This window comes from Salmonella sp. 5800 (assembly GCF_046558195.1).
In the GTDB taxonomy this organism is placed as follows: domain Bacteria; phylum Pseudomonadota; class Gammaproteobacteria; order Enterobacterales; family Enterobacteriaceae; genus Salmonella; species Salmonella enterica.
Genome location: NZ_JBGDOX010000006.1, coordinates 78,589 through 104,006 on the forward strand (window position 1 = coordinate 78,589; position 25,418 = coordinate 104,006).

Here is a 25,418-nt window from a genome sequence, read left to right on the forward strand (position 1 = left end):
TTCATACGCGTTCCTGAAAAATGTCGATATTTTTAATTTATGGCTACGAAATGAGCATCGCCATGTCTCCCTGACCATCTACCGAGAGGAATGATTCTGATGAATGCACTGACTGCCGTAAAAGCGAACACAGATGATTTAGCCCAACGCCATACTGGTTTCACCCTTGCCCCTTCGGCGCAGTCGCCGCGCCTGCTGGCGTTAACGTTTACGGCGGATACCACAAGACAATTTCTCCATCAGGTTGCGCAGTGGCCGGTGCAGGCGCTGGAATACAAATCTTTCTTACGTTTCAAAATCGGCAAGATCCTCGACGATCTGTGCGGCAATCAGCTACAACCACTGTTGATCAAAACGCTCCTCAACCGTGCACAAGGCGCGCTGTTGATCAGCGCCGAAGGGATCGATGATGTCGCACAGGCAGAAGAGATGGTCAAACTGGCGACGGCGGTGGCGCATCTTATTGGTCGCTCCAACTACGATGCGATGAGCGGCCAGTATTACGCGCGTTTCGTGGTCAAAAACGTCGACAACTCCGACAGTTACCTGCGCCAGCCCCACCGCGTAATGGAACTGCACAATGACGGTACCTATGTTGAGGAGGTGACCGACTACGTGCTGATGATGAAAATCGACGAACAGAATATGGAAGGCGGTAATTCGCTGCTGCTGCACCTTGATGACTGGGAACATCTGGAGTCGTTTTTTACCCATCCGCTGGCGCGTCGCGTCATGCGCTGGGCGGCGCCGCCAAGCAAGAATGTTAGCCATGACGTCTGGCACCCGGTGTTTGATGTCGACCAACAAGGCCGCCCGGTCATGCGTTATATCGACCAGTTCGTCCAGCCAAAAGACTTTGAAGAAGGCGTCTGGCTCAGCGAGCTTTCAGACGCGCTGGAAACCAGTCAAAACATCCTCTCCGTGCCGGTACCGGTCGGCAAATTCCTGCTGATTAACAATCTGTTCTGGCTACATGGACGCGATCGTTTTACGCCGCATCCTGACTTGCGTCGCGAGCTGATGCGCCAGCGAGGTTACTTCGCCTACGCCGCCAGCCATTATCAAACTCACCAATAAGCGCCACGGCGAAGGAATTACGCGGATGTATGATTTTGTGATTATCGGCGGCGGCATTATCGGCATGTCGACCGCCATGCAACTTATTGATGTCTACCCGGATGCGCGCATCGCGTTGCTGGAAAAAGAGTCCGCGCCAGCCTGCCACCAGACCGGGCATAACAGCGGCGTGATCCATGCCGGGGTGTACTACACGCCCGGCAGCCTCAAAGCGCGGTTTTGTCTGGCGGGCAATCAGGCGACCAAAACCTTTTGCGATCAAAACAACATCCGCTACGACACCTGCGGCAAAATGTTGGTCGCCACCTCGGAGCTGGAAATGGCGCGGATGCGCGCGCTATGGGAGCGGACGGCGGCCAACGGCTTAGAGCGCGAGTGGTTAAGCGCGGCGGAGCTGCGTGAACGCGAACCCAATATCATTGGCCTGGGCGGGATTTTTGTCCCTTCCAGCGGGATTGTCAGCTATCGCGATGTCGCGACGGCCATGGCGAACCGCTTTCAGGCCAAAGGCGGCGAGATCATCTACCATGCCGAGGTCAGCGCGCTGACAGAACATGCCGCTGGCATTGTTATTCGCACCTCGCAAGGTCGGGAAATAGAAACCGCTACGCTTATCGGCTGTGCAGGACTGATGGCGGATCGGCTGGTCAAAATGCTGGGCGTGGAGCCCGGTTTTATTATCTGCCCTTTCCGCGGCGAGTACTTTCGTCTGGCCCCGCGACACAACCGGATCGTTAACCATTTGATCTACCCGATCCCCGATCCGGCAATGCCGTTTCTCGGCGTCCATCTTACCCGCATGATCGATGGCAGCGTTACGGTCGGGCCGAATGCGGTGCTGGCGCTTAAACGCGAAGGCTACCGTAAGCGCGACGTTTCCTTCACCGACACCCTGGAGATTTTCCGCTCCGCCGGCATTCGCCGCGTACTGCAAAACCATCTGCTTTCCGGACTAGGCGAGATGAAAAACTCGCTGTGCAAAAGCGGCTATTTGCGGCGAGTACAAAAGTATTGCCCCAGCCTGACCGTCAACGATCTCCAGCCCTGGCCGGCAGGCGTGCGGGCGCAGGCGGTTTCACCGGACGGCAAACTGATTGATGATTTTCTGTTTGTCACGACGCCGCGTTCCATTCACACCTGTAACGCCCCCTCCCCGGCGGCGACATCCGCGATACCTATCGGCGCGCATATCGTCAGCAAAGTTCAGGCGCTACGCGCAAGCCAGAGCAACCCCGGACGTGCGCTGCGTGCGGCACGCAGCGTGGACGCATTACACGCCGCATTTACCCGTTAACCCTTCAGACAGGAAGCAATTATGCAACTTAACGACTCTACCCTGTTCCGCCAGCAGGCCTTTATCGATGGCGACTGGCGCGACGCGCGCGGCGGCGATGTCATCCCCGTGAGCAACCCCGCCAACGGGAAACCGCTCGGCAATGTGCCCAAAATGGGGGCGGAAGAGACGCGCGACGCCATCAACGCCGCCAATCGCGCCCTGCCCGCCTGGCGCGCGCTCACCGCCAAAGAGCGAGCCAATATCCTGCGTCGCTGGTTCAATCTGATGATGGAACATCAGGACGATTTGGCGCGTCTGATGACGCTGGAACAGGGTAAACCGCTGGCGGAAGCGAAAGGCGAAATTAGCTACGCCGCCTCGTTTATTGAATGGTTCGCCGAAGAGGGGAAGCGTATCTATGGCGACACGATTCCAGGTCATCAGGCCGATAAACGGCTGCTGGTGATTAAACAGCCCATCGGCGTCACCGCCGCGATTACCCCGTGGAACTTTCCCTCGGCAATGATCACCCGTAAAGCCGGCCCCGCGCTGGCCGCAGGCTGCACAATGGTACTCAAACCCGCCAGCCAGACGCCGTTTTCCGCGCTGGCGCTGGCGGAACTGGCCCAGCGCGCCGGAATTCCCGCAGGCGTATTTAACGTCGTTACCGGTTCGGCAAGCGATATTGGCGGCGAGCTGACCAGCAACCCGCTGGTACGCAAACTGTCGTTTACCGGCTCGACGGAGATTGGCCGCCAGCTAATGGAACAATGCGCCAAAGACATTAAAAAAGTATCACTGGAGTTGGGCGGTAATGCGCCGTTTATCGTCTTTGACGATGCCGATCTGGATAAAGCCGTCGAGGGCGCGCTGGCTTCGAAGTTTCGCAACGCCGGGCAGACCTGTGTCTGCGCCAATAGATTGTATGTACAGGACGGCGTTTACGATCGTTTTGCGGAAAAACTCAACCAGGCGGTAAATAAGCTCGCGGTCGGCGACGGTCTGCAAGCCGACGTTGCTATCGGGCCGCTGATTGATGAAAAAGCCGTGGCGAAAGTCCAGGAGCATATCGCCGACGCGCTGGAAAAAGGCGCCCGCGTCATTACGGGCGGTGAAGCGCACAAATTGGGCGGCAACTTCTTTCAACCGACCATTCTGGCGGATGTCCCTGATAACGCGAAAGTCGCCAAAGAAGAGACATTCGGGCCGCTCGCGCCTCTGTTCCGCTTCAGCGACGAGGCGGATGTCATCAGGCAGGCTAACGATACCGAGTTCGGCCTGGCAGCCTATTTTTATGCACGCGATTTAAGCCGCGTTTTCCGCGTCGGCGAAGCGCTGGAATACGGCATCGTCGGTATTAATACCGGCATTATCTCCAACGAAGTCGCGCCTTTCGGCGGTATTAAGGCCTCCGGATTAGGCCGTGAAGGTTCCAAATACGGCATCGAAGATTATTTAGAAATCAAATATATGTGCATCGGCCTTTAACAGGAGAGTCGCTAATGAATACCAATAACGCTTTAATGCAGCGCCGTCATAACGCCGTTCCTCGCGGCGTGGGCCAGATTCACCCGATTTTCGCCGAGCGGGCGGAAAATTGTCGGGTCTGGGATGTCGAAGGCAGTGAGTATCTCGATTTCGCGGGCGGCATTGCCGTCCTGAACACCGGTCATTTACATCCGGGCATTGTTTCAGCGGTCGAAGCGCAGTTGAAGAAATTGTCCCATACCTGTTTTCAGGTGCTGGCCTATGAACCGTATCTGGCGTTGTGCGAACGCATGAACCAGAAGGTACCGGGCGATTTCGCCAAAAAAACGTTGCTGGTCACGACCGGTTCAGAAGCGGTTGAAAACGCCGTGAAAATCGCCCGCGCGGCGACAAAACGCAGCGGCGCTATCGCGTTTAGCGGCGCTTACCACGGTCGTACCCACTACACGCTCTCTCTGACCGGGAAAGTACACCCGTACTCTGCTGGTATGGGATTGATGCCAGGCCATGTCTACCGCGCGCTTTATCCTTGCCCGCTACACAACATCAGCGACGACGACGCGATCGCAAGCATTGAACGCATCTTTAAAAATGATGCCGCGCCGGAAGATATCGCCGCCATTATTATTGAGCCGGTACAGGGCGAAGGCGGATTTTACGCTGCCTCTCCCGCGTTTATGCAGCGACTGCGCGCGCTATGCGACCAACACGGCATTATGTTGATTGCCGACGAAGTGCAAAGCGGCGCGGGCCGGACCGGTACGCTGTTCGCCATGGAACAGATGGGCGTTGCGGCAGATATAACCACGTTTGCGAAATCGATCGCCGGCGGCTTTCCGCTGGCAGGCGTTACCGGCCGGGCAGACGTGATGGACGCTATCGCGCCGGGCGGGCTGGGCGGCACCTATGCCGGAAACCCGATTGCCTGCGCCGCCGCGCTGGCGGTACTGGACATTTTCGAGCAGGAAAATCTACTGCAAAAGGCGAATACGCTTGGCAAAACGCTGCGCGATGGCCTGATGGAGATAGCGGAAACGCACCGTGAGATTGGCGACGTGCGCGGACTGGGCGCCATGATCGCCATTGAGTTGTTCGAAAATGGCGACCCCGGCAAACCGAACGCGACTCTGACCGCCGACATTGTGGCCCGCGCCCGCGAGAAAGGGTTAATTCTGCTCTCCTGCGGTCCTTACTACAACATCTTGCGCATCCTCGTTCCACTCACTATTGAGGCCTCGCAGATTCGGCAAGGCCTGGAGATTATCGCCCAGTGCTTTGATGAGGCGAAACAAGCGTAATGTCCAATAAGCAGCGTCGGGTGGCGACGTAACTGTCTTATCCGGCCTACAAAAACCGTTTCGATTGTAGGCCGAATAAGCCAGGCGCCATCCGGTAAACGAGCGCAATAACAATAAAGAGGTTTTAGGATGGGGCAATTGTCAGAATCACATGCATTAGGGGGCGGGCTGAAATCACGCCACGTCACCATGTTATCGATCGCCGGCGTCATCGGCGCCAGCCTGTTTGTCGGTTCCAGCGTGGCGATTGCGGAGGCCGGCCCTGCGGTACTGCTGGCCTATCTGTTCGCAGGACTTTTAGTCGTCATGATTATGCGAATGCTGGCTGAAATGGCCGTCGCCACGCCAGATACCGGATCTTTTTCCACCTATGCGGATAAAGCGATCGGCCCCTGGGCCGGGTATACCATCGGCTGGTTATACTGGTGGTTTTGGGTGCTGGTTATTCCGCTGGAGGCCAATATTGCCGCCATTATTCTGAATTCATGGATACCGGGTATTCCGGTGTGGCTATTTTCATTAGTGATTACGCTTGCCTTAACCGGAAGCAATTTATTGAGCGTCAAAAATTACGGCGAGTTCGAATTCTGGCTGGCGCTATGTAAAGTAATTGCCATTCTGGCGTTTATCGCGCTGGGCGCGACGGCGATTAGCGGTTTTTATCCGTATGCCGAGGTAAGCGGTATCTCCCGGCTCTGGGATCACGGCGGTTTTATGCCTAACGGCTTCGGCGCGGTGTTAAGCGCCATGTTGATCACCATGTTCTCTTTTATGGGCGCGGAAATCGTCACTATTGCTGCCGCGGAATCCGATACGCCGGATAAACATATCGTACGCGCCACCAATTCTGTTATCTGGCGAATTTCCATCTTTTACCTGTGTTCCATTTTTGTGGTGGTGGCGCTGATCCCGTGGAATATGCCGGGTCTGAAAAGCGTAGGTTCGTACCGTTCGGTACTGGAGCTGCTTCATATTCCGCACGCAAAATTCATTATGGATTGCGTGATTTTGTTGTCGGTGACCAGTTGTCTGAACTCCGCATTATATACCGCGTCCCGGATGCTCTATTCCCTTAGCCGCCGCGGCGATGCGCCTGCGATAATGGGAAAAACTAACCGTAGCAAAACGCCCTGGGTAGCGGTTCTCCTCTCTACCGGCGCGGCCTTTTTAACCGTTATCGTCAATTATTACGCCCCGGCAAAAGTGTTTAAATTTCTTATCGACAGTTCTGGCGCCATCGCGCTGCTGGTCTATCTGGTGATTGCGATTTCGCAATTGCGGATGCGTAAAATTCTGCTGGCGCAGGGCGGAGAAATTAAGCTGAAAATGTGGCTTTATCCGTGGCTCACCTGGCTGGTTATCGGCTTTATCTGCTTTGTCCTGGTGGTGATGCTGTTTCGACCAGCACAGCAACTAGAAGTCATTTCGACGGGGCTGTTAGGGCTGGGCATAATAGGTACTGTCCCCATTATGTCTCGCTGGAAAAAACTGATAAGGTGGCAAAAAGCCCCCCTGCAAAACCTACGTTAGTTATTCCCGGCGTCAGCCGGGAAGCTTCTCAGGAGTAAAAGATGACCGCCCTTTCCCAACCGACGGCCATAGATGGCTATCGCTGGCTTAAAAATGACATTATTCGCGGCACTTATCAGCCGGATGAGAAACTGCGGATGAGTTTATTAACCGCCCGCTATGCGCTCGGCGTAGGGCCGCTGCGCGAGGCGCTGTCACAACTGGTGGCGGAACGGCTGGTCACCGTGGTGAATCAAAAAGGCTATCGCGTGGCGTCCATGTCAGAGGCGGAACTCCTCGATATTTTTGACGCGCGCGCCAATATGGAAGCGATGCTGGTACGCCTGGCGATTGAACGCGGCGATGATGCGTGGGAGGCGGAGATCCTGGCGCGAGCGCATATGCTCAGCAAACTGGAAGCCAGCGATGCCAGTGAACATATGCTCGATGAATGGGATCAGCGCCACCAGGCCTTTCATTCCGCCATTGTCGCCGGGTGCGGCTCCCACTATCTGCTACAGATGCGCGAACGCTTATTTGACCTGGCGGCCCGCTACCGCTTTATTTGGTTACGTGAAACCGTTCTGTCCGTCGAGATGCTGGAAGATAAACATATCCAGCATCACACGCTAACCGAAGCGATACTGGCGCGCGAGGCGGCACGCGCCAGCGAATTAATGCGTCAGCATTTGCTGACGCCGATTCCCATTATTCGCCAGGCGATGGCAGGAAAAATGTAGCCAGGCGCGGCTTGATAGCCATTATTCTTCAGGAATACGCAACACTTGTCCCGGATATATTTTTTCCGGGCTTTTCAGCATCGGTTTATTTGCCTCGAAGATTTTATTATACAGATTGGCGTTACCATACACTTGCTTTGAAATAGCGCTCAGGGTGTCGCCTGATTTTACGGTATAAAACTGACTTTCAGCCGCCGGCGTCGTGGTTTTAACCTGATCGTCAACGCTGCTAATCCCGGCGATATTCCCCACGGCAACCAGAATTTTTTCTTTTGCCTCCTGACTCAGCCCATCCCCCGTCACTGTCGCTTTTCCATCAGCAATTTGCACATTCACTTTGTCAGCGTCGGGTATTCCCGTTTTATTTAAATGTTCCTGGACTTTTTTCGCCTGATCGTCCTTATCATGATTAGCGGTTACCGCGTCCCAGAGTTTTTCACCTGCATCTTTTACAAAATTGAAAAGTCCCATATTCACCTCGCTTGTCAAAAATATACACAAAGAAAAGTGTAGCAGAGGGAATGAGGTTATCCTGATAAGCGGCGCTTATGCGCCGCCGGTGGCCGGTAATTAATGACGCATCTGAACCCAAAATGCGTGGATAAGCCCCGGAATATATCCGAGTAATGTCAGCAGGATATTAAGGATAAATGCCCAACCGAACCCTTTTCCTAAAAGTACGCCGAGCGGAGGCAAAATAATCGTAAATACAATTCTCCAGAAACCCATATACACTCCATACAAGCAAAATTAGTCATTGTTTAAAAAGAGATTTTATCTCTAAGCATAGTCAGTTTACCTGAGCCTGCCAGTCGCGCGCCGCGCTTTTACCCTCCTTTACGCTCTTTACGCTGGCATTAGGTTGACGTTTATTTTAGAATTAACTAAATTTAGAAAATGCTTAAATAACTATGACAGAGCTTGAACAACTTCAGGCCAGCGCAGAACAGGCGGCGGCCCTGCTCAAAGCGATGAGCCACCCAAAAAGATTACTGATTTTATGTATGCTTTGCGGTTCGCCAAAAACCAGCGCAGGCGAACTGGCGCGCATTACCGGGCTAAGCCCCTCCGCGACGTCGCAACATCTGGCGCGGATGCGGGAAGAAGGACTGATTGATAGTCAACGCGATGCCCAGCGCATTCACTATTTCATTAAAAATGAGGCGGTTAATACGATTATCGCCACGTTAAAGAATCTCTATTGTCCATAAGGAGGCACGATGTCCATTGGGATAGTTTCCCCCCGTGAGGCGCAAGCGCTGATAGCGCAAGGCGCGAAACTGATTGATGTACGCGACGCCGATGAATATCTGCGCGAGCATATTCCACATGCGCAACTGGCGCCTCTCTCCCGGCTTGAACAGGGCGATTTGCCCGCCAACCTGCGAGCGGAACAGATTATTTTTCACTGTCAGTCAGGTAAACGAACCAGCAGCAATGCAGCAAAACTACAGGCCATTGCCGCCCCAGCTCAGGTCAGTCTACTGGAAGGCGGTATCGACGGATGGAAAGCGGCAGGATTGCCCGTCACAGAAGACAAATCGCAACCGTTGCCACTGATGCGTCAGGTGCAAATCGCCGCCGGCGGGTTGACGTTGCTTGGGGTGATTCTGGGCTATACGGTCCACGGCGGCTTTTTCCTCATTAGCGGTTTTGTCGGGGCCGGGTTAATGCTGGCAGGCATGACCGGCTTCTGCGGAATGGCGCGACTACTGGAAAAAATGCCCTGGAATACCCGTACTCATTAAGCGGTACCTTCACCGCGCGTCGGTAGGTGTGTAGTAGACTGAAGGCGGGTTTATACCATTGTTCAACAGGAGAGCGTGATGTTCACACCAGGCGATATCGTACAGCCCCGAATGGGTGGGCCGAAACTGAAAGTGATTGAAGTCAACGAGGATCATATTGTCGCGGTACAGGTCGGTAATGAGCAGGGCGAAAAATTGATCCTCAAAGCGGCAGATGTCACCCCCTATTGCGAAGAGGGCGATTTTGGCGTGTGCTGATTTATCAGAATGAGCATGGCGCAACGTTCCCTGAGTCCCGGTTAATAGAGACAGGAAACGCAGCGCCATCTGTTAAAGGTTATCCGTGATTAGATTAAGAAATCATCCAGAGATTTCCCCGCCGCCAGCGCCTGGGCAATCGGTTTAGGCGTACGACCTTGTCCGGTCCAGGTTTTTTCTTCGCCATTGAAATCAGTAAAACGATATTTTGCCGGACGCGGCTGGCGCTTTTTAGCAGAACGCGGCATTGCTGAATCCATGGCAAATAACTCTTCCGGGTTAATACCGTCTGCTTTCATCAGCTCCAGAAAGGCATTAATTTTCTCCTGCTTCTCGGCAAGCTGGCGTTGCTGCAATTCTTCTTCTTCGCGTCTTTCTTTAGTGACAACCCTGAATTTTTCGAGCATTTCTTCAAGAACGTCAATGGAGAATTCGCGAGCCATAGCGCGCAGCGTGCGGATATTATTTAAGTTCTGTAACATCAAATTCATATCAATAAAAACCTTTTAACGCAGAAAACAAAAACTATTACAGGCGGTATTGTATGCGATTATTGATTATATTTCCAGATCCTAAAGTTCATACAGATATACTCAGTATAACTCGATTAATTATATTAATCTGTTAACCAGAAGGTTATATTCATTACCCCCTGTGTGTTTCAGGTTATTCTGCCTACGGTATATCTGTAGGTTTCCCGTTCGGCTGTTTATACCCTTCATTCTTCAAGTTGCTTATGTGTTGGCTACGGATTACCCGGCTCATCCATGGGCCTCGCCCTGACGGGTCGTCGCACGCGACGTTCAAATCTGCTCCCGGCAGATTTGTCGCTCCCCCCAGTCACATCGTTATCTATACTCCCGCGGACTCACTCCCTTGCCGCCTTTAAGCAACTCGAAATCCATAGCGTATATAGCGTATTGCGTATCTCAGTAACCACGGTGACCCTCACGGTGGCTGACCTTATACAGAAGTGAATATTTCAGCACAATAAGAGATTAACCATTCAAAAATCATCATCAGAGCTTTATGCTAAAAATCAGCCTGCAATAGCTATAATTATGCTGAGAAAAGTAGAGCGCGTGCCGTTAGCCGAGAATACATCGCATCTGACAACATTTGGAATGTGGCTGAAAATCGCCAGAAAAACAATGCATTATAATGCATTGATTTAAAAGTAATTAATAACTAACAACAACGAAAATCTCGCCGCGAGCAAAAAACACACAACCACAGAGTATTTTATCGACAAAAAGTCTATAAATAAAAATATTGCACTAGTTGATAGTTATTATATAGGGATATACTCTATGCAAAGACAAAAGTGCTTTATGATTTCACTACCAACCATCACCTCATTCTGATCGATACGCTACAAGGAGCATTAACATGTTCTCTCCACAGTCACGCTTGCGTCATGCCGTAGCAGACACGTTTGCGATGGTTGTTTACTGTTCTGTTGTGAACATGTTGATCGAGATATTCCTCTCCGGAATGAGCTTTGAGCAGTCGCTTTCTTCCAGGCTGGTGGCGATACCTGTCAACATTTTGATTGCATGGCCATACGGCGTTTACCGCGATCTGATTATGCGCGTCGCGCGTAAGGCAAGCCCGGCGGGATGGGCCAAAAACCTGGCGGATGTATTGGCCTATGTCACCTTTCAGTCACCCGTTTATATTATCATCTTGCTGACCGTCGGCGCCGGCTGGCATCAGATAGTGGCCGCCGTGAGTTCAAACATTGTTGTTTCAATGTTAATGGGCGCGGTTTATGGCTACTTCCTGGATTATTGTCGCCGCCTGTTTAAAGTGAGCAGCTATCATCAGGCTAAGGCGTAAGTTAGCGTCGCGACTGGCATTGCCAGTCGCGCTTTTAGTCGGTTTTTTCGTCGCCAAAAAGCCCATTCAGATAACGTTCTAACGCTATTCGGGAGCTAAAGCCGTGGGGAATACCGTAATGTTCGTGGGTCTCGCCGCCTAAATAGAGCGGAAAATTTTGGTAGTGATCGCAGGTTTTAATATCCGAAGCCGGGTCAGCCAGTGATGAGCTACGGTCTTTTAATCTGGGGTGAATGATCAGCGCGGTACGCCCCATACGCGCCTCGCGGTTAACATAAACATAATTCTCGCCGCGTCGATAACCATACGTCTTATTCGTCACCACATCGACGGTAAACCCTGCCTTTTCCAGTACCCGCGCCACCTCGTCAGGTCGTAAATACATATTTTATCCTCATTCTCTTTTACTGCGGGCTTACCTTACCCGATAGCGCGTTATCAACGCTTTCAGAAAAGTCCAGAAACGCATGATATCGCCGTAACAAGCCTCAGCAGGTAAAAATATGAACTACACTGAAAGCTACATCGAAATCAATGGAGGATCATATGCTTAACAAACCGAACCGAAACGACGTCGATGATGGTGTTCAGGATATTCAGAATGATGTCAATCGATTAGCCGACAGTCTGGAAGATGTCCTTAAATCCTGGGGAAGCGATGCGAAAGACGAAGCCGAGGCTGCGCGACGTAAAGCACAGGCGTTGCTGAAAGAGACCCGGGCGCGGATGCAGGGTCGTACTCGCGTAAAACAAGCCGCCTGTGATGCGATGGGGTGCGCGGATACGTTTGTGCGTGAAAAACCCTGGTGCAGCGTAGGAACCGCCGCAGCGGTAGGGATTTTTATCGGGGCGCTGCTTAGCCTGCGTCGCTAACGACGTGCGCTGCCGGATGGCGACATACTTTATTGGGCCTGCATCATTGCCGCAGGCCCAGGTCGCGCCATTCGGCGAAACGGTTACTGTATCGCCTGTCGAAGCTGCCACGCGACCTGTTTCGCCATGGCAGCGGAAGTAATATTGGTAAACGACAGTAAAATGCCCCCCTTTCCTGACGAAACCACTCGCCAACGGCTTAGCGCCTGTACCGCCAGTCCGGCCTGATTCGCTTTTGCTACCTGCGCTTTATCATCACCTTCAACCTCAATAACCAATTGAATACCGCCTTTCTGTAATGTCACGACAAATCCCTGTTCTGCCAGCGCCTCTTCAATCCATAACCGTCGCTGAGCATAATGTTGACGCATCTTTTTCAGATGCCGCCAGAAATGGCCATCACGGATAAAATCAGCCAGCGTGTGCTGCCATAACAACGGTACGCTACAGGGCATCAGCGACGCCTGCTGGCGGAAATGCTCAATCTGCTTTATCGGCACCACCAGCCAGGCGGTACGTAATGCCGGAAAGAGCGACTTACTGAACGTTCCGGCGTAAATCACTCGCTGCGGGGCATCCAGACTCTTGAGCGGCGGAAGCGGTTTACCGTGATAACGAAATTCGCTGTCGTAGTCATCTTCAATAATCCAGGCCTGCACATTCGCCGCCCATGCCAGAAGTTGCCGTCGGCGAGTTAACGACAGCGCCACCCCCAACGGACTTTGATGGGCGGGCGTCACCAATGCAAAGCGTCCCTGCGGGCAATCCCGCATCCCCGCCGCGACATTCAGCCCATCGGCATCGACCAGAATCGGCGCCAGCGTAATCCCCTCCTGCGTTATCACCGGGCGAATTAACGGAAAACCGGGATCTTCCACCCACATGCTGTCTCCCGGTACAGACAATGTACGCAGGATTAGCCGCATAGAATCTGCATAACCGGAGGTAATAAATACCTGTTCCGGCAGACATTCAATGCTACGCGAAACCCGCAGGTAATCGACTATCGCCTGGCGCAAAATCGCCTCGCCGCAGACGTCGCCTAATGCCAGATCGAAGCGTGTCTGCGTGCGCAACCGACGCCCCATTACTCGCGCCCACTTCTCGCGTGGAAAGAGATCCAGCGCCGGTAACCCCATCTGAAAGGGTTTCGGTTCCGGACTTTCTCCGGCAAAAACAACGGGTATCGGCGGCGCCGTCTCAAACCGTAGAGCGTTGCTCACAAACGTGCCTGCCTGGCCACGTCGCTCCAGCCAGCCCTGCGCCACCAGCTCGCCATAGGCATTTTCCACCGTGGCGCGAGAAACGCCCAGTTCCTGCGCCCACGTCCGACTGGACGGCAAACGCGTTCCGGGCGCGAGTTCTCCTTGCTCAATGGCCGTTTTTAACTGACGAGCGATGTGCTGATAGCGCGGCATATGGTCTGCTTTTTCTGTAAAAATATGGCTCTCTTTTACAGACCATTATAGTGCTACAGTGCTCGTCATCAACACGAGGAGAAACATGATGACGACGTTACGCCAACCCTATTATGAACTGAGCCCGGAGGTTTATAGCGCTCTGGTGCAGGCGAAAAACGCGCTGGAAAAGAGCACGCTTGACCTCACTCTGATGGAGCTGATTTACCTGCGTGTTTCGCAAATAAATGGCTGTGCATTTTGCCTGGAGATGCACAGTAAAGCGCTGCGTAAGGCTGGCGTAAATCAAGCTAAATTAGATGCGCTGGCAGGATGGCGGGTAAGCCACCATTTCAGCGAGCAAGAGTGCGCGGCGTTAGCCTGGGCGGAATCGGTGACGCACATTGCTGAAACCCACGCCGAAGATAATGTTTACCTGCCGCTGCTCGATCATTTCAGCGCGCGTGAAATCAGCGATCTGACCTTCGCCATCGGTTTAATGAACTGCTTTAACCGTCTGGCGATCGGTATGCGAATGTGACGCATTGTTGCCGGATGGCGCAGATGTCAGCCAACTCTGTTATGCGTCAACCTGCAGGCCGGATCGGGCGTTCACGCCGCCATCCGGCAAAAATTAGCCATGCCGCCCCTACCCCGCTGCGTTCATCAGCGGCGTTAAAATCAATCGAAAATTCCCATATCTTGTATGGTTGAATCTTAATTCAACTACATCTAGTATTTCCTGTATCAACACACGACAATCCGACGCGTTTCATCGCGCCGTTTCCTCATTTTAAATGGAAATACGAATCATGAGCATTACTATTTACACTCGCAATAACTGTGTTCAGTGCCACGCCACAAAGCGGGCGATGGAAAGCCGTGGATTTGAATTTGAGATGGTGAACGTCGATCTGGTGCCGGATGCAGCGGATACGCTCCGGGCGCAAGGGTTTCGTCAATTACCGGTGGTGATGGCGGGCGATTTGAGCTGGTCTGGCTTCCGCCCGGACATGATTAACCGTCTGCACCCGACACCCCACGCGGCAAACGCATGAGCGCGCTCGTCTACTTCTCCAGCAGCTCTGAAAATACGCACCGTTTTATGCAGCGTCTGGGGCTGCCTGCCACGCGTATTCCGCTCAATGAACGGGAGCGAATTCAGGTAGACGAACCGTACATTCTGGTTGTGCCGTCATACGGCGGCGGCGGGATGGCCGGTGCGGTGCCGCGACAGGTGATCCGCTTTTTAAATGATGAACACAACCGGGCGCGCATTCGCGGCGTCATCGCCTCCGGTAACCGCAATTTCGGCGATGCCTGGGGATGCGCTGGCGATGTGATAGCACAAAAATGCGGCGTCCCCTGGCTGTACCGCTTTGAGCTCATGGGCACACAACGCGACATCGATAACGTCCGAAAAGGAGTAAATGAATTTTGGCAACAACTACCCCGGAGCGCGTAATGCAGGAAACCATGGATTACCACGCCCTGAACGCGATGCTGAATCTTTATGATAAAGCAGGCCATATTCAGTTCGACAAGGACCAGCAGGCGATCGACGCCTTCTTTGCCGCTCACGTCCGCCCGCATTCCGTGACGTTTGCCAGCCAGCATGAACGTCTGGAGACGCTGGTTCGGGAAGGGTATTACGATGACGCCGTCCTCGCGCGTTACGACCGCGCCTTCGTCCTTCGCCTGTTCGAGCACGCCCACGCCAGCGGCTTTCGCTTCCAGACGTTTCTTGGCGCCTGGAAGTTCTATACCAGTTACACGCTGAAAACCTTCGACGGCAAACGTTATCTGGAACACTTTGAAGATCGGGTGACTATGGTGGCGTTGACGCTGGCGCAGGGTGACGAAACGCTGGCCACCCAACTGACCGATGAAATGCTTTCTGGTCGCTTTCAGCCCGCTACCCCGACTTTTTTAAATTGCGGTAAACAGCAGCGTGGGGAACTGGTCTCCTGCTTCCTGCTCCGTATCGAAGACAATATGGAGTCGATCGGGCGGGCGGTGAATTCGGCGCTACAACTCTCCAAACGCGGCGGCGGCGTCGCGTTTTTACTCTCCAATCTGCGCGAGGCGGGCGCGCCGATCAAACGCATTGAGAATCAGTCTTCCGGCGTGATCCCGGTGATGAAAATGCTGGAAGACGCGTTTTCGTATGCCAACCAGCTTGGCGCGCGCCAGGGGGCCGGCGCGGTTTATCTCCATGCGCACCATCCGGATATTCTGCGTTTTCTGGATACCAAACGGGAAAATGCCGACGAAAAAATCCGGATCAAAACGCTCTCTCTCGGCGTGGTGATCCCGGATATCACCTTCCGGCTGGCGAAAGAAAACGCGCAAATGGCGCTCTTTTCGCCCTATGACGTACAACGACGCTACGGCAAACCGTTTGGCGATATCGCCATTAGCGAACGGTACGATGAATTAATTGCCGATCCGCACGTGCGTAAAACCTATATTAACGCCCGTGACTTTTTTCAAACACTGGCGGAGATTCAGTTCGAATCCGGGTATCCCTACATCATGTTTGAAGATACGGTAAACCGCGCGAATCCCATTGCTGGTCGCATTAATATGAGCAACCTGTGCTCAGAAATTTTACAGGTCAATAGCGCCTCCCGTTACGACGATAACCTTGACTATACCCACATCGGGCATGACATCTCCTGCAATCTCGGCTCGCTGAATATCGCTCACGTCATGGATTCACCGGACATTGGCCGTACCGTAGAAACCGCTATTCGCGGCCTGACGGCGGTGTCGGACATGAGCCATATACGCAGCGTGCCCTCAATAGCCGCCGGTAATGCCGCCTCTCATGCCATCGGTCTGGGCCAAATGAATCTGCACGGCTATCTGGCGAGAGAAGGCATTGCCTACGGTTCGCCGGAGGCGTTGGATTTCACCAATCTCTATTTTTACACCATTACCTGGCATGCCGTGCATACTTCAATGCGGCTGGCCCGCGAACGCGGCAAAACCTTCGCCGGATTTGCGCAGTCGCGCTATGCCAGCGGCGACTATTTTACGCAGTATTTACAGGACGACTGGCAACCGAAAACGGCGAAAGTCAGGACGCTATTTGCCCGCAGCGGCATTACGCTGCCCACACGAGAAATGTGGCTAAAGCTGCGCGACGATGTGATGCGCTATGGCATCTATAACCAAAATTTGCAGGCGGTGCCGCCGACCGGTTCGATTTCTTACATTAATCATGCGACCTCCAGCATTCATCCGATTGTGGCCAAAATTGAGATTCGCAAAGAGGGCAAAACCGGGCGTGTGTATTACCCCGCGCCGTTTATGACCAATGAAAATCTGGACATGTATCAGGATGCTTACGATATCGGTCCGGAAAAAATTATTGATACCTATGCCGAGGCCACGCGCCACGTCGATCAAGGGCTGTCGCTCACCTTGTTTTTCTCCGATACCGCCACGACCCGCGATATCAACAAGGCGCAGATCTATGCCTGGCGAAAAGGTATTAAGTCCCTGTATTACATCCGGCTTCGCCAGTTGGCGCTGGAAGGTACTGAAATTGAAGGCTGCGTATCCTGCGCGCTATAAGGAAAGCCATATGAAATTATCTCGTATTAGCGCCATCAACTGGAACAAGATCCAGGACGACAAAGATCTGGAGGTGTGGAACCGGCTGACCAGTAACTTCTGGCTGCCGGAAAAAGTGCCGTTATCGAATGATATTCCGGCCTGGCAGACGCTGAGCGCCGCCGAACAGCAGCTCACCATTCGCGTGTTTACGGGACTTACGCTGCTCGACACTATCCAGAACATCGCAGGCGCGCCGTCGTTAATGGCAGATGCCATCACGCCGCATGAAGAGGCAGTGCTGTCGAACATCAGCTTTATGGAAGCGGTACACGCCCGCTCTTACAGTTCTATTTTTTCCACGCTGTGCCAGACGAAAGAGGTTGATGCCGCCTACGCCTGGAGCGAAGAAAACCCGCCGCTTCAGCGTAAGGCGCAGATTATTTTGGCTCATTACGTCAGTGATGAACCGCTAAAGAAAAAGATTGCCAGCGTCTTTTTAGAGTCTTTTCTGTTCTATTCCGGCTTCTGGCTGCCGATGTATTTCTCCAGCCGCGGTAAGCTCACGAACACTGCCGACCTGATTCGTTTAATCATTCGCGATGAAGCGGTTCACGGTTATTATATTGGCTATAAGTATCAGATAGCACTACAAAAACTATCGGCAATCGAGCGTGAAGAGTTAAAGCTTTTCGCGCTGGATTTGTTGATGGAACTGTACGACAACGAAATCTGCTACACAGAAGCGTTATATGCGGAAACCGGCTGGGTTAACGACGTCAAAGCCTTCTTGTGCTACAACGCCAATAAAGCCTTAATGAACCTGGGTTATGAGGCGTTATTTCCGCCGGAGATGGCAGACGTGAATCCCGCAATCCTTGCCGCGCTCTCGCCGAATGCCGACGAAAACCATGATTTCTTTTCCGGCTCAGGTTCATCTTATGTGATGGGGAAAACAGTCGAAACCGAAGACGAAGACTGGAATTTTTAACCTTACGGGCATGGGAAATAACGTTACATTTTCCATGCCTTTATTTCAATCAATACCGGGTTAAATCGCGCAAATATTACAACATGTCCTACACTCAATACGAGTGACATTATTCACCTGGATTCCTCCAATTCAGGTGGATTTTTGCTGGTTGTCTCAAAAAATATCTCTCCCTCCCCATTCGCGTTCAGCCCTTATATCATGGGAAATCACAGCCGATAGCACCTCGCAATATTCATGCCAGAAGCAAATTCAGGGTTGTCTCAGATTCTGAGTATGTTAGGGTAGAAAAAGGTAACTATTTCTATCAGGTAACATATCGACATAAGTAAATAACAGGAATCATTCTATTGCATGGCAATTAAATTAGAAGTGAAGAATCTGTATAAAATATTTGGAGAGCATCCGCAGCGTGCCTTCAAATATATTGAAAAGGGACTATCGAAAGAGCAAATACTGGAAAAAACGGGGCTATCGCTTGGCGTTAAAGACGCCAGTCTGGCCATTGAAGAAGGCGAGATATTTGTCATCATGGGATTATCCGGCTCGGGTAAATCCACAATGGTACGCCTTCTCAATCGCCTGATTGAACCCACCCGCGGACAGGTACTGATTGACGGCGTTGATATTGCCAAAATATCAGACGCTGAGCTTCGCGAGGTGCGCAGGAAAAAGATTGCGATGGTCTTCCAGTCATTTGCGCTCATGCCGCATATGACCGTGCTGGATAATACGGCATTCGGTATGGAATTAGCGGGCATCGCGGCGCAAGAGCGTCGCGAAAAAGCGCTGGACGCCTTGCGTCAGGTGGGGCTTGAGAATTACGCTCACGCCTATCCGGATGAACTTTCCGGTGGGATGCGTCAGCGTGTTGGGCTTGCCCGCGCGCTGGCAATCAACCCTGATATCTTATTAATGGATGAAGCGTTTTCCGCCCTCGATCCATTAATTCGTACCGAAATGCAGGATGAGCTGGTGAAATTACAGGCGAAACATCAGCGCACCATTGTCTTTATTTCCCACGATCTTGATGAGGCTATGCGTATTGGCGACAGGATTGCCATTATGCAAAATGGCGAGGTCGTACAGGTTGGTACGCCGGATGAGATCCTGAATAATCCGGCAAATGATTATGTCCGCACGTTCTTCCGTGGCGTGGATATTAGTCAGGTCTTTAGCGCCAAAGATATTGCCCGTCGCAGTCCGGTCGGCTTAATTCGTAAAACGCCAGGTTTTGGTCCCCGTTCGGCACTGAAATTATTACAGGATGAAGACCGTGAATATGGTTACGTCATTGAGCGTGGCAATAAATTCGTGGGCGTCGTGTCCATCGACTCATTAAAAGCGGCATTAAGCCAGGCGCAAGGGATTGAAGCGGCGCTTATCGACGACCCTTTAGTCGTTGATGCGCAAACCCCACTCAGCGAGTTGCTCTCTCACGTCGGCCAGGCGCCCTGCGCGGTGCCGGTTGTCGATGAAGAACACCAGTATGTTGGCATTATTTCAAAACGTATGTTGCTACAGGCTTTAGATCGCGAGGGGGGTAACAATGGCTGATCAAACGAATCCGTGGGATACCGCACAGGTGGCCGATACTACGACGCAAACGGCTGATGCCTGGGGAACACCGGCAGGCGTAGCCACGGACGGCGGCAGTACCGACTGGTTGAACAGCGCGCCCGCGCCAGCCCCTGAACACTTTTCTCTTCTGGACCCGTTCCATAAGACGCTTATCCCGCTGGATAGCTGGGTCACAGAGGGAATCGACTGGGTCGTCACCCATTTCCGTCCCCTTTTTCAGGGGATTCGTGTGCCGGTGGATTACATCCTTAACGGCTTTCAGCAACTGCTGCTGGGAATGCCCGCCCCTGTGGCGATTATTCTCTTTGCGCTGATTGCCTGGCAGGTTTCCGGCGTGGGCATGGGGATCGCAACGCTGATATCGCTGATCGCCATCGGCGCGATCGGCGCCTGGTCGCAGGCGATGATTACCCTGGCGCTGGTATTGACCGCCCTGTTGTTCTGCGTCGTGATCGGATTACCGATGGGAATCTGGCTGGCGCGCAGCCCGCGTGCGGCCAAAATAGTTCGTCCGCTGCTGGATGCGATGCAGACCACGCCCGCGTTTGTCTATCTGGTGCCGATTGTCATGTTATTCGGCATCGGTAACGTGCCGGGCGTGGTGGTGACGATTATTTTTGCTCTACCGCCGATTATACGCCTGACGATCTTGGGCATTAACCAGGTGCCTGCCGACTTAATTGAAGCGTCGCGCTCGTTCGGCGCCAGCCCGCGCCAAATGTTGTTCAAAGTGCAACTACCGCTGGCGATGCCCACCATTATGGCAGGCGTTAATCAGACGCTGATGCTGGCTCTCTCGATGGTCGTCATCGCCTCGATGATTGCGGTCGGTGGGCTTGGCCAGATGGTACTACGCGGCATTGGTCGTCTTGATATGGGGCTGGCAACCGTGGGCGGCGTCGGCATTGTGATTCTCGCCATTATTCTGGACCGTCTGACGCAGGCCGTCGGGCGCGACTCGCGTAGCCGCGGTAACCGTCGCTGGTATACCACCGGTCCTGTTGGGCTAATCACCCGCCCTTTCGTTAAGTAACTCTCCTGACGCCCGGTGACGCTGCGCTTACCGGGCTTACAACTCCCTACCATAATTAAAGGAACAACGATGCGACATACTGTGATATTTGCCTCAGCGTTTGCCACCCTTGTCACCGCCAGCGCTTTCGCTGCCGACCTGCCTGGCAAAGGCATTACCGTTCAACCTATCCAAAGCACGATTTCTGAAGAGTCCTTCCAGACGTTACTGGTCAGCCGGGCGCTGGAAAAGTTGGGTTATACCGTAAATAAGCCGAGTGAAGTCGATTACAACGTAGGCTATACCTCCATCGCCTCTGGCGATGCGACGTTTACCGCCGTGAACTGGCAGCCGCTGCATGATGATATGTATGCCGCAGCAGGCGGAGACAACAAGTTTTACCGCGAGGGCGTCTTCGTCTCCGGCGCTGCGCAGGGCTATCTGATCGATAAAAAAACCGCCGAGCAGTACAACATCACCAATATCGCTCAGCTAAAAGATCCGAAAATCGCCAAAATCTTCGATACCAATGGCGACGGAAAAGCGGACATGATGGGCTGCTCGCCGGGCTGGGGCTGCGAAGCCGTGATCAATCACCAGAATAAAGCGTTTGATCTGCAAAAAACCGTTGAGGTCAGCCACGGTAACTATGCGGCGATGATGGCTGATACCATTACCCGTTTTAAAGAAGGCAAGCCGGTGCTGTATTACACCTGGACCCCGTACTGGGTGAGCGACGTAATGAAGCCGGGTAAAGATGTCGTCTGGCTACAGGTGCCGTTCTCCTCTCTGCCGGGCGAACAGAAAAATATTGATACTAAACTGCCGAACGGCGCGAACTATGGGTTCCCGGTTAATACCATGCATATTGTCGCCAATAAGGCATGGGCGGAGAAAAACCCGGCGGCGGCGAAACTGTTCGCCATCATGAAGCTGCCGCTGGCGGATATCAACGCGCAGAACGCCATGATGCATGCCGGTAAATCGTCTGAAGCCGATGTTCAGGGCCACGTGGACGGCTGGATCAACGCCCACCAGCAGCAGTTTGACGGCTGGGTGAAAGAAGCGCTGGCCGCGCAGAAATAAGATCGTTTTTTATGCCGGATAAAGCGCAGTTCATGCGCCGCTATCCGGCCAACGCAATCTCTCCTCAAAGCGCACGATTCATCACGTCACCGTTCCCCTTTATTCATCAACATCCGCTATGATTGTTTTCCCAGGAAATAATTATCTGAATCACGATTACCATAATGACGAAACCCACTCATGAGCTTAGCCCGGCGCTGATCGTTTTAATGTCTGTGGCCACGGGGCTGGCGGTCGCCAGCAACTACTACGCCCAGCCGCTGCTTGATACCATCGCGCATCACTTTTCGCTTTCCGCCAGCTCCGCAGGGTTTATCGTTACCGCCGCGCAGTTGGGCTATGCCGCTGGCCTGTTGTTTCTGGTGCCGCTCGGCGACATGTTTGAACGCCGAACGCTGATTGTCTCCATGACGTTGCTGGCAGCTGGCGGAATGCTGATCACCGCCAGCAGTCAGTCGCTTAGCATGATGATACTCGGAACGGCCTTAACCGGACTGTTCTCCGTGGTGGCGCAGATTCTGGTTCCGCTGGCCGCCACGCTTGCGACGCCCGCCACCCGCGGTAAAGTGGTCGGCACCATTATGAGCGGCCTGTTGCTGGGGATCCTGCTGGCGCGAACGGTCGCCGGACTGCTGGCAAACCTCGGCGGTTGGCGCACCGTATTTTGGGTAGCGTCGGCGCTGATGGCGCTGATGGCCGTTGCGTTGTGGCGCGGACTGCCAAAGCTCAAATCCGACACCCATCTTAACTACCCGCAGCTGTTGGGTTCTGTATTCAGCCTGTTTATTCACGATAAGCTGCTGCGTACCCGCGCGCTGCTGGGCTGTCTGACCTTTGCTAATTTCAGCATCCTCTGGACGTCAATGGCCTTTTTGCTCGCCGCGCCGCCGTTTAGCTATTCCGAGGGGATGATTGGCCTGTTTGGCCTGGCGGGGGCCGCCGGCGCTTTAGGCGCGCGTCCGGCGGGCGGATTTGCCGATAAAGGTAAATCTCACCTCACCACCACATTCGGCTTACTGCTGCTGTTACTCTCCTGGCTGGCTATCTGGCTTGGGCACACCTCGGTACTGGCGCTGATTATTGGCATTCTGGTACTGGACCTCACCGTTCAGGGGGTACATATCACCAATCAGACGGTCATCTATCGTTTGCATCCGGATGCGCGTAACCGGCTCACCGCCGGCTATATGACCAGCTACTTTATCGGTGGCGCCGCGGGGTCGCTGATTTCCGCCTCCGCCTGGCAACATGCCGGCTGGGCCGGCGTTTGTCTGGCGGGTGTCACGGTAGCCTTACTTAATTTACTGGTCTGGTGGCGAGGTTTTCACCGACAGGAAGCCGTAAATTAAGCGGATAGTGAGCGTTTACCTTTGTTTAAGCTCCTTAGGGTGTTAAGGAGCTCCCCAGTCTGTTAAGGTTATGCTATTCATTTATCATGGTTATTTTTATACCGGTGAAGAATAATATAATTCTATGGAAAGCCCTGCATCCCCATCTGCTCCCAGGCCAATAGCGCCCGTTCAAGGATTCGAAGGTCGTTCACCGATAGCTATCCGTGATATTCCGGTGGCTTTTGCATCGGGTTGTAAGGCCGTTTACCCGGCTTTCGCCCCTCCCGCTTATCGTTCTCTCCTGATTTTTTCATGCAGGCACTCACGCTTTTCTCGTCATTCCTGGATTTGCCGCAGGCGGCGCTTTACCGGGCCCAATGTTCCCGCTGGCGTCTCAGTCTGCGTATCATTGGTTGCTTTATAGCCTGAAAGAATGATTTTGTATTAATAATACATTTACTTTATTTGTCACTGTCGTTACTATATCGGCTGAAATTAATGAGGTCATGCCCAAATGGATAGTTCGTTTACGCCCATTGAACAAATGCTAAAATTTCGCGCCAGCCGTCACGAAGACTTTCCTTATCAGGAAATTCTTTTGACTCGTCTTTGTATGCACATGCAAGGCAAGCTCCTGGAAAACCGCAATAAGATGCTGAAGGCTCAAGGGATTAACGAGACGTTGTTTATGGCGTTGATTACGCTGGAGTCTCAGGAAAACCACAGTATTCAGCCGTCTGAATTAAGCTGCGCGCTGGGTTCATCTCGCACCAATGCGACACGCATTGCAGATGAGCTGGAAAAACGCGGCTGGATTGAGCGTCGTGAGAGCGATAACGACCGCCGTTGCCTGCATCTGCAATTAACGGAGAAAGGTCAGGCATTTTTGCAAGAAGTGCTTCCGCCTCAGCATCATTGTCTGCATCAACTCTGGTCATCACTTAGCACTGCCGAAAAAGATCAACTTGAGCACATCACTCGTAAACTCCTGACGCGTCTTGATCAAATGGAGCAGGAAGGCACTGTTCTTGAGGCGCTGCGCTAAAGCGCCGACCCGCTCAAAAATCCAGATTAATAACAGGAAAGCGGACAGGCCGGCACGCGTTACTGCTGGCCTTTCTGACAACAGGTCGGCTCAGCCGATGTGAATAATAAGATCGTGGAGAACAACATGAGCGCAAATGCGGAGATCCAAACCCCGCAGCAACCGGCTAAGAAGAAAGGCAAACGCAAAACAGCGCTGCTACTTCTTACCTTGCTCTTTGTTATTATTGCCGTGGCATATGGAATTTATTGGTTTTTAGTATTGCGTCATATTGAAGAGACAGATGATGCTTACGTGGCAGGGAACCAGGTTCAAATCATGGCGCAGGTGTCAGGCAGCGTGACGAAAGTCTGGGCTGATAACACCGACTTTGTAAAAGAGGGCGATGTTCTGGTCACGCTCGATCAGACTGACGCCAAACAAGCGTTTGAAAAAGCCAAAACGGCGCTGGCCTCCAGCGTGCGTCAGACGCACCAGTTGATGATTAACAGCAAGCAGTTGCAGGCGAATATCGACGTGCAAAAAACCGCCCTGGCGCAAGCGCAAAGCGACCTTAACCGTCGTGTGCCGCTGGGTAATGCCAATCTTATTGGTCGTGAAGAGCTGCAACACGCCCGCGATGCCGTCGCCAGCGCGCAGGCACAGCTGGATGTCGCCATTCAACAGTACAATGCCAACCAGGCAATGATACTCAACAGTAAACTGGAAGATCAGCCCGCGGTTCAACAAGCGGCGACCGAAGTGCGTAACGCCTGGCTGGCGCTGGAGCGTACCCGCATCGTCAGCCCAATGACTGGTTATGTCTCTCGCCGCGCCGTCCAGCCTGGCGCGCAAATCAGCCCCACCACGCCGCTGATGGCCGTGGTGCCTGCAACCGATCTGTGGGTGGACGCTAACTTTAAAGAGACCCAATTAGCGAATATGCGCATTGGGCAGCCAGTGACGGTGATTACTGATATTTATGGCGACGACGTAAAATACACCGGTAAAGTCGTCGGTCTGGATATGGGAACAGGCAGCGCCTTCTCCCTGCTGCCCGCGCAAAATGCGACGGGTAACTGGATTAAAGTGGTTCAACGTCTGCCGGTACGCGTCGAACTGGACGCCCGCCAGTTAGAACAACATCCGCTGCGTATTGGTTTATCGACGCTGGTCACCGTGGATACCGCTAATCGCGACGGTCAGGTACTGGCCAGCCAGGTACGAACGACGCCGGTTGCCGAAAGTAACGCACGCGAAATTAATCTCGCGCCGGTCAATAAACTGATCGACGACATCGTACAGGCTAACGCGGGTTAATCCTGAGGT

Annotated in this window: 27 protein-coding genes; 22 read left to right on the forward strand and 5 right to left on the reverse strand. The window is 53.1% G+C overall.

All coding sequences use genetic code 11. The annotated features are described in order from the left end of the window. Nucleotides 1-99: 99 nt before the first annotated feature. The 6 genes from glaH (at nucleotide 100) to csiR (ending at nucleotide 7,388) form a co-directional block, all read left to right on the forward strand. The gene (glaH, locus tag ACLJZ5_RS12855; RefSeq protein ID WP_000993100.1) at nucleotides 100-1,077 is read left to right on the forward strand and encodes a glutarate dioxygenase GlaH; all 978 of its coding nucleotides are present in this window, start codon (nucleotides 100-102) and stop codon (nucleotides 1,075-1,077) included. Between the two features lie 25 nt (nucleotides 1,078-1,102). Further along, entirely contained in the window at nucleotides 1,103-2,371 is a 1,269-nt protein-coding gene (gene lhgO, locus ACLJZ5_RS12860; protein WP_023255096.1) for an L-2-hydroxyglutarate oxidase, read from the forward strand. A gap of 21 nt (nucleotides 2,372-2,392) precedes the next feature. Further along, nucleotides 2,393-3,841 (forward strand): NADP-dependent succinate-semialdehyde dehydrogenase, encoded by a 1,449-nt coding sequence (gene gabD / locus ACLJZ5_RS12865; protein WP_024797807.1) that lies wholly within the window; start codon nucleotides 2,393-2,395, stop codon nucleotides 3,839-3,841. Between the two features lie 14 nt (nucleotides 3,842-3,855). Further along, entirely contained in the window at nucleotides 3,856-5,139 is a 1,284-nt protein-coding gene (gene gabT / locus ACLJZ5_RS12870; protein ID WP_024797808.1) for a 4-aminobutyrate--2-oxoglutarate transaminase, read from the forward strand. Between the two features lie 129 nt (nucleotides 5,140-5,268). After that, nucleotides 5,269-6,669 (forward strand): GABA permease, encoded by a 1,401-nt coding sequence (gene gabP / locus ACLJZ5_RS12875; protein WP_000531282.1) that lies wholly within the window; start codon nucleotides 5,269-5,271, stop codon nucleotides 6,667-6,669. 41 nt (nucleotides 6,670-6,710) lie between these two features. After that, on the forward strand, nucleotides 6,711-7,388 hold the full coding sequence (gene csiR / locus ACLJZ5_RS12880) for a DNA-binding transcriptional regulator CsiR (RefSeq protein ID WP_000126152.1): 678 nt from the start codon (nucleotides 6,711-6,713) through the stop codon (nucleotides 7,386-7,388). A 21-nt stretch (nucleotides 7,389-7,409) separates the two neighbouring features. On the opposite strand, the gene lysM is transcribed toward csiR, so the two are convergent. Together lysM and ACLJZ5_RS12890 are read right to left on the reverse strand one after the other, a co-directional pair. Beyond that, nucleotides 7,410-7,859 (reverse strand): peptidoglycan-binding protein LysM, encoded by a 450-nt coding sequence (lysM, locus tag ACLJZ5_RS12885; protein ID WP_000522406.1) that lies wholly within the window; start codon nucleotides 7,857-7,859, stop codon nucleotides 7,410-7,412. Nucleotides 7,860-7,958: 99 nt separating this feature from the next. Next, entirely contained in the window at nucleotides 7,959-8,117 is a 159-nt protein-coding gene (locus ACLJZ5_RS12890) for a YqaE/Pmp3 family membrane protein (protein ID WP_000508175.1), read from the reverse strand. A 182-nt stretch (nucleotides 8,118-8,299) separates the two neighbouring features. On the opposite strand from ACLJZ5_RS12890, the gene ACLJZ5_RS12895 reads away from it, so the two are divergent. The 3 genes from ACLJZ5_RS12895 to ACLJZ5_RS12905 all read left to right on the forward strand — a co-directional run bounded on the left by ACLJZ5_RS12895 (nucleotide 8,300) and on the right by ACLJZ5_RS12905 (nucleotide 9,394). After that, the gene (locus ACLJZ5_RS12895; protein ID WP_000137432.1) at nucleotides 8,300-8,599 is read left to right on the forward strand and encodes an ArsR/SmtB family transcription factor; all 300 of its coding nucleotides are present in this window, start codon (nucleotides 8,300-8,302) and stop codon (nucleotides 8,597-8,599) included. 9 nt (nucleotides 8,600-8,608) lie between these two features. Further along, complete coding sequence (locus ACLJZ5_RS12900; protein ID WP_000022011.1) at nucleotides 8,609-9,136, forward strand: rhodanese family protein; 528 nt, start codon at nucleotides 8,609-8,611, stop codon at nucleotides 9,134-9,136. A 78-nt stretch (nucleotides 9,137-9,214) separates the two neighbouring features. After that, on the forward strand, nucleotides 9,215-9,394 hold the full coding sequence (locus ACLJZ5_RS12905; protein WP_000494943.1) for a hypothetical protein: 180 nt from the start codon (nucleotides 9,215-9,217) through the stop codon (nucleotides 9,392-9,394). Nucleotides 9,395-9,483: 89 nt separating this feature from the next. On the opposite strand, the gene stpA is transcribed toward ACLJZ5_RS12905, so the two are convergent. After that, nucleotides 9,484-9,885: a DNA-binding protein StpA gene (gene stpA, locus ACLJZ5_RS12910; RefSeq protein WP_001051100.1), complete on the reverse strand. Its 402-nt coding sequence runs from the start codon at nucleotides 9,883-9,885 to the stop codon at nucleotides 9,484-9,486. An 898-nt stretch (nucleotides 9,886-10,783) separates the two neighbouring features. Here stpA and alaE point away from each other — a divergent pair. Then, entirely contained in the window at nucleotides 10,784-11,233 is a 450-nt protein-coding gene (gene alaE, locus ACLJZ5_RS12915) for an L-alanine exporter AlaE (RefSeq protein WP_000492669.1), read from the forward strand. Between the two features lie 34 nt (nucleotides 11,234-11,267). On the opposite strand, the gene ACLJZ5_RS12920 is transcribed toward alaE, so the two are convergent. Next, complete coding sequence (locus ACLJZ5_RS12920) at nucleotides 11,268-11,618, reverse strand: DUF2002 family protein (protein WP_000281305.1); 351 nt, start codon at nucleotides 11,616-11,618, stop codon at nucleotides 11,268-11,270. Between the two features lie 161 nt (nucleotides 11,619-11,779). On the opposite strand from ACLJZ5_RS12920, the gene ACLJZ5_RS12925 reads away from it, so the two are divergent. Continuing rightward, complete coding sequence (locus ACLJZ5_RS12925; protein WP_001519557.1) at nucleotides 11,780-12,106, forward strand: DUF883 domain-containing protein; 327 nt, start codon at nucleotides 11,780-11,782, stop codon at nucleotides 12,104-12,106. An 83-nt stretch (nucleotides 12,107-12,189) separates the two neighbouring features. On the opposite strand, the gene ACLJZ5_RS12930 is transcribed toward ACLJZ5_RS12925, so the two are convergent. Then, the gene (locus ACLJZ5_RS12930) at nucleotides 12,190-13,524 is read right to left on the reverse strand and encodes a PLP-dependent aminotransferase family protein (protein ID WP_024797809.1); all 1,335 of its coding nucleotides are present in this window, start codon (nucleotides 13,522-13,524) and stop codon (nucleotides 12,190-12,192) included. Nucleotides 13,525-13,612: 88 nt separating this feature from the next. On the opposite strand from ACLJZ5_RS12930, the gene ACLJZ5_RS12935 reads away from it, so the two are divergent. The 11 genes from ACLJZ5_RS12935 (at nucleotide 13,613) to emrA (ending at nucleotide 25,409) form a co-directional block, all read left to right on the forward strand. After that, on the forward strand, nucleotides 13,613-14,044 hold the full coding sequence (locus ACLJZ5_RS12935) for a carboxymuconolactone decarboxylase family protein (protein WP_000209807.1): 432 nt from the start codon (nucleotides 13,613-13,615) through the stop codon (nucleotides 14,042-14,044). A 271-nt stretch (nucleotides 14,045-14,315) separates the two neighbouring features. Beyond that, nucleotides 14,316-14,561: a glutaredoxin-like protein NrdH gene (gene nrdH, locus ACLJZ5_RS12940; RefSeq protein ID WP_000028870.1), complete on the forward strand. Its 246-nt coding sequence runs from the start codon at nucleotides 14,316-14,318 to the stop codon at nucleotides 14,559-14,561. After that, complete coding sequence (gene nrdI, locus ACLJZ5_RS12945) at nucleotides 14,558-14,968, forward strand: class Ib ribonucleoside-diphosphate reductase assembly flavoprotein NrdI (RefSeq protein ID WP_001275401.1); 411 nt, start codon at nucleotides 14,558-14,560, stop codon at nucleotides 14,966-14,968. The genes nrdH and nrdI overlap by 4 nt, the downstream gene beginning before the upstream one ends. Continuing rightward, entirely contained in the window at nucleotides 14,941-17,085 is a 2,145-nt protein-coding gene (nrdE, locus tag ACLJZ5_RS12950) for a class 1b ribonucleoside-diphosphate reductase subunit alpha (RefSeq protein ID WP_024797810.1), read from the forward strand. The genes nrdI and nrdE overlap by 28 nt, the downstream gene beginning before the upstream one ends. Nucleotides 17,086-17,095: 10 nt before the next feature. Beyond that, the gene (gene nrdF, locus ACLJZ5_RS12955; RefSeq protein ID WP_000777901.1) at nucleotides 17,096-18,055 is read left to right on the forward strand and encodes a class 1b ribonucleoside-diphosphate reductase subunit beta; all 960 of its coding nucleotides are present in this window, start codon (nucleotides 17,096-17,098) and stop codon (nucleotides 18,053-18,055) included. 354 nt (nucleotides 18,056-18,409) lie between these two features. Beyond that, nucleotides 18,410-19,612 (forward strand): glycine betaine/L-proline ABC transporter ATP-binding protein ProV, encoded by a 1,203-nt coding sequence (gene proV / locus ACLJZ5_RS12960; RefSeq protein WP_000985529.1) that lies wholly within the window; start codon nucleotides 18,410-18,412, stop codon nucleotides 19,610-19,612. Further along, nucleotides 19,605-20,669, forward strand: a complete 1,065-nt coding sequence (proW, locus tag ACLJZ5_RS12965) for a glycine betaine/L-proline ABC transporter permease ProW (protein ID WP_000775021.1) — start codon at nucleotides 19,605-19,607, stop codon at nucleotides 20,667-20,669. The genes proV and proW overlap by 8 nt, the downstream gene beginning before the upstream one ends. 69 nt (nucleotides 20,670-20,738) lie before the next feature. Beyond that, entirely contained in the window at nucleotides 20,739-21,734 is a 996-nt protein-coding gene (proX, locus tag ACLJZ5_RS12970; RefSeq protein ID WP_001216618.1) for a glycine betaine/L-proline ABC transporter substrate-binding protein ProX, read from the forward strand. A gap of 164 nt (nucleotides 21,735-21,898) precedes the next feature. Then, the gene (locus ACLJZ5_RS12975; RefSeq protein ID WP_000165758.1) at nucleotides 21,899-23,083 is read left to right on the forward strand and encodes an MFS transporter; all 1,185 of its coding nucleotides are present in this window, start codon (nucleotides 21,899-21,901) and stop codon (nucleotides 23,081-23,083) included. A 496-nt stretch (nucleotides 23,084-23,579) separates the two neighbouring features. After that, the gene (gene mprA / locus ACLJZ5_RS12980; RefSeq protein ID WP_000378431.1) at nucleotides 23,580-24,110 is read left to right on the forward strand and encodes a transcriptional repressor MprA; all 531 of its coding nucleotides are present in this window, start codon (nucleotides 23,580-23,582) and stop codon (nucleotides 24,108-24,110) included. A gap of 126 nt (nucleotides 24,111-24,236) precedes the next feature. After that, on the forward strand, nucleotides 24,237-25,409 hold the full coding sequence (emrA, locus tag ACLJZ5_RS12985) for a multidrug efflux MFS transporter periplasmic adaptor subunit EmrA (protein WP_001275600.1): 1,173 nt from the start codon (nucleotides 24,237-24,239) through the stop codon (nucleotides 25,407-25,409). The last annotated feature ends 9 nt before the right edge of the window (nucleotides 25,410-25,418 follow it).

Bases quoted from the DNA above. Each gene is read 5' to 3' on its own strand.
- lhgO (WP_023255096.1), top strand. From the start codon at position 1,103: ATGTATGATTTTGTGATTATCGGCGGCGGCATTATCGGCATGTCGACC.
- ACLJZ5_RS12925 (WP_001519557.1), top strand. From the start codon at position 11,780: ATGCTTAACAAACCGAACCGAAACGACGTCGATGATGGTGTTCAGGAT.
- glaH (WP_000993100.1), top strand. From the start codon at position 100: ATGAATGCACTGACTGCCGTAAAAGCGAACACAGATGATTTAGCCCAA.
- ACLJZ5_RS12920 (WP_000281305.1), bottom strand. From the start codon at position 11,618: ATGTATTTACGACCTGACGAGGTGGCGCGGGTACTGGAAAAGGCAGGG.
- lysM (WP_000522406.1), bottom strand. From the start codon at position 7,859: ATGGGACTTTTCAATTTTGTAAAAGATGCAGGTGAAAAACTCTGGGAC.
- gabT (WP_024797808.1), top strand. From the start codon at position 3,856: ATGAATACCAATAACGCTTTAATGCAGCGCCGTCATAACGCCGTTCCT.
- ACLJZ5_RS12935 (WP_000209807.1), top strand. From the start codon at position 13,613: ATGACGACGTTACGCCAACCCTATTATGAACTGAGCCCGGAGGTTTAT.
- mprA (WP_000378431.1), top strand. From the start codon at position 23,580: ATGGATAGTTCGTTTACGCCCATTGAACAAATGCTAAAATTTCGCGCC.
- nrdH (WP_000028870.1), top strand. From the start codon at position 14,316: ATGAGCATTACTATTTACACTCGCAATAACTGTGTTCAGTGCCACGCC.
- ACLJZ5_RS12975 (WP_000165758.1), top strand. From the start codon at position 21,899: ATGACGAAACCCACTCATGAGCTTAGCCCGGCGCTGATCGTTTTAATG.
- proV (WP_000985529.1), top strand. From the start codon at position 18,410: ATGGCAATTAAATTAGAAGTGAAGAATCTGTATAAAATATTTGGAGAG.
- proX (WP_001216618.1), top strand. From the start codon at position 20,739: ATGCGACATACTGTGATATTTGCCTCAGCGTTTGCCACCCTTGTCACC.
- ACLJZ5_RS12905 (WP_000494943.1), top strand. From the start codon at position 9,215: ATGTTCACACCAGGCGATATCGTACAGCCCCGAATGGGTGGGCCGAAA.
- emrA (WP_001275600.1), top strand. From the start codon at position 24,237: ATGAGCGCAAATGCGGAGATCCAAACCCCGCAGCAACCGGCTAAGAAG.
- stpA (WP_001051100.1), bottom strand. From the start codon at position 9,885: ATGAATTTGATGTTACAGAACTTAAATAATATCCGCACGCTGCGCGCT.
- ACLJZ5_RS12895 (WP_000137432.1), top strand. From the start codon at position 8,300: ATGACAGAGCTTGAACAACTTCAGGCCAGCGCAGAACAGGCGGCGGCC.
- ACLJZ5_RS12890 (WP_000508175.1), bottom strand. From the start codon at position 8,117: ATGGGTTTCTGGAGAATTGTATTTACGATTATTTTGCCTCCGCTCGGC.
- alaE (WP_000492669.1), top strand. From the start codon at position 10,784: ATGTTCTCTCCACAGTCACGCTTGCGTCATGCCGTAGCAGACACGTTT.
- proW (WP_000775021.1), top strand. From the start codon at position 19,605: ATGGCTGATCAAACGAATCCGTGGGATACCGCACAGGTGGCCGATACT.
- csiR (WP_000126152.1), top strand. From the start codon at position 6,711: ATGACCGCCCTTTCCCAACCGACGGCCATAGATGGCTATCGCTGGCTT.
- nrdF (WP_000777901.1), top strand. From the start codon at position 17,096: ATGAAATTATCTCGTATTAGCGCCATCAACTGGAACAAGATCCAGGAC.
- ACLJZ5_RS12900 (WP_000022011.1), top strand. From the start codon at position 8,609: ATGTCCATTGGGATAGTTTCCCCCCGTGAGGCGCAAGCGCTGATAGCG.
- gabD (WP_024797807.1), top strand. From the start codon at position 2,393: ATGCAACTTAACGACTCTACCCTGTTCCGCCAGCAGGCCTTTATCGAT.
- nrdI (WP_001275401.1), top strand. From the start codon at position 14,558: ATGAGCGCGCTCGTCTACTTCTCCAGCAGCTCTGAAAATACGCACCGT.
- gabP (WP_000531282.1), top strand. From the start codon at position 5,269: ATGGGGCAATTGTCAGAATCACATGCATTAGGGGGCGGGCTGAAATCA.
- ACLJZ5_RS12930 (WP_024797809.1), bottom strand. From the start codon at position 13,524: ATGCCGCGCTATCAGCACATCGCTCGTCAGTTAAAAACGGCCATTGAG.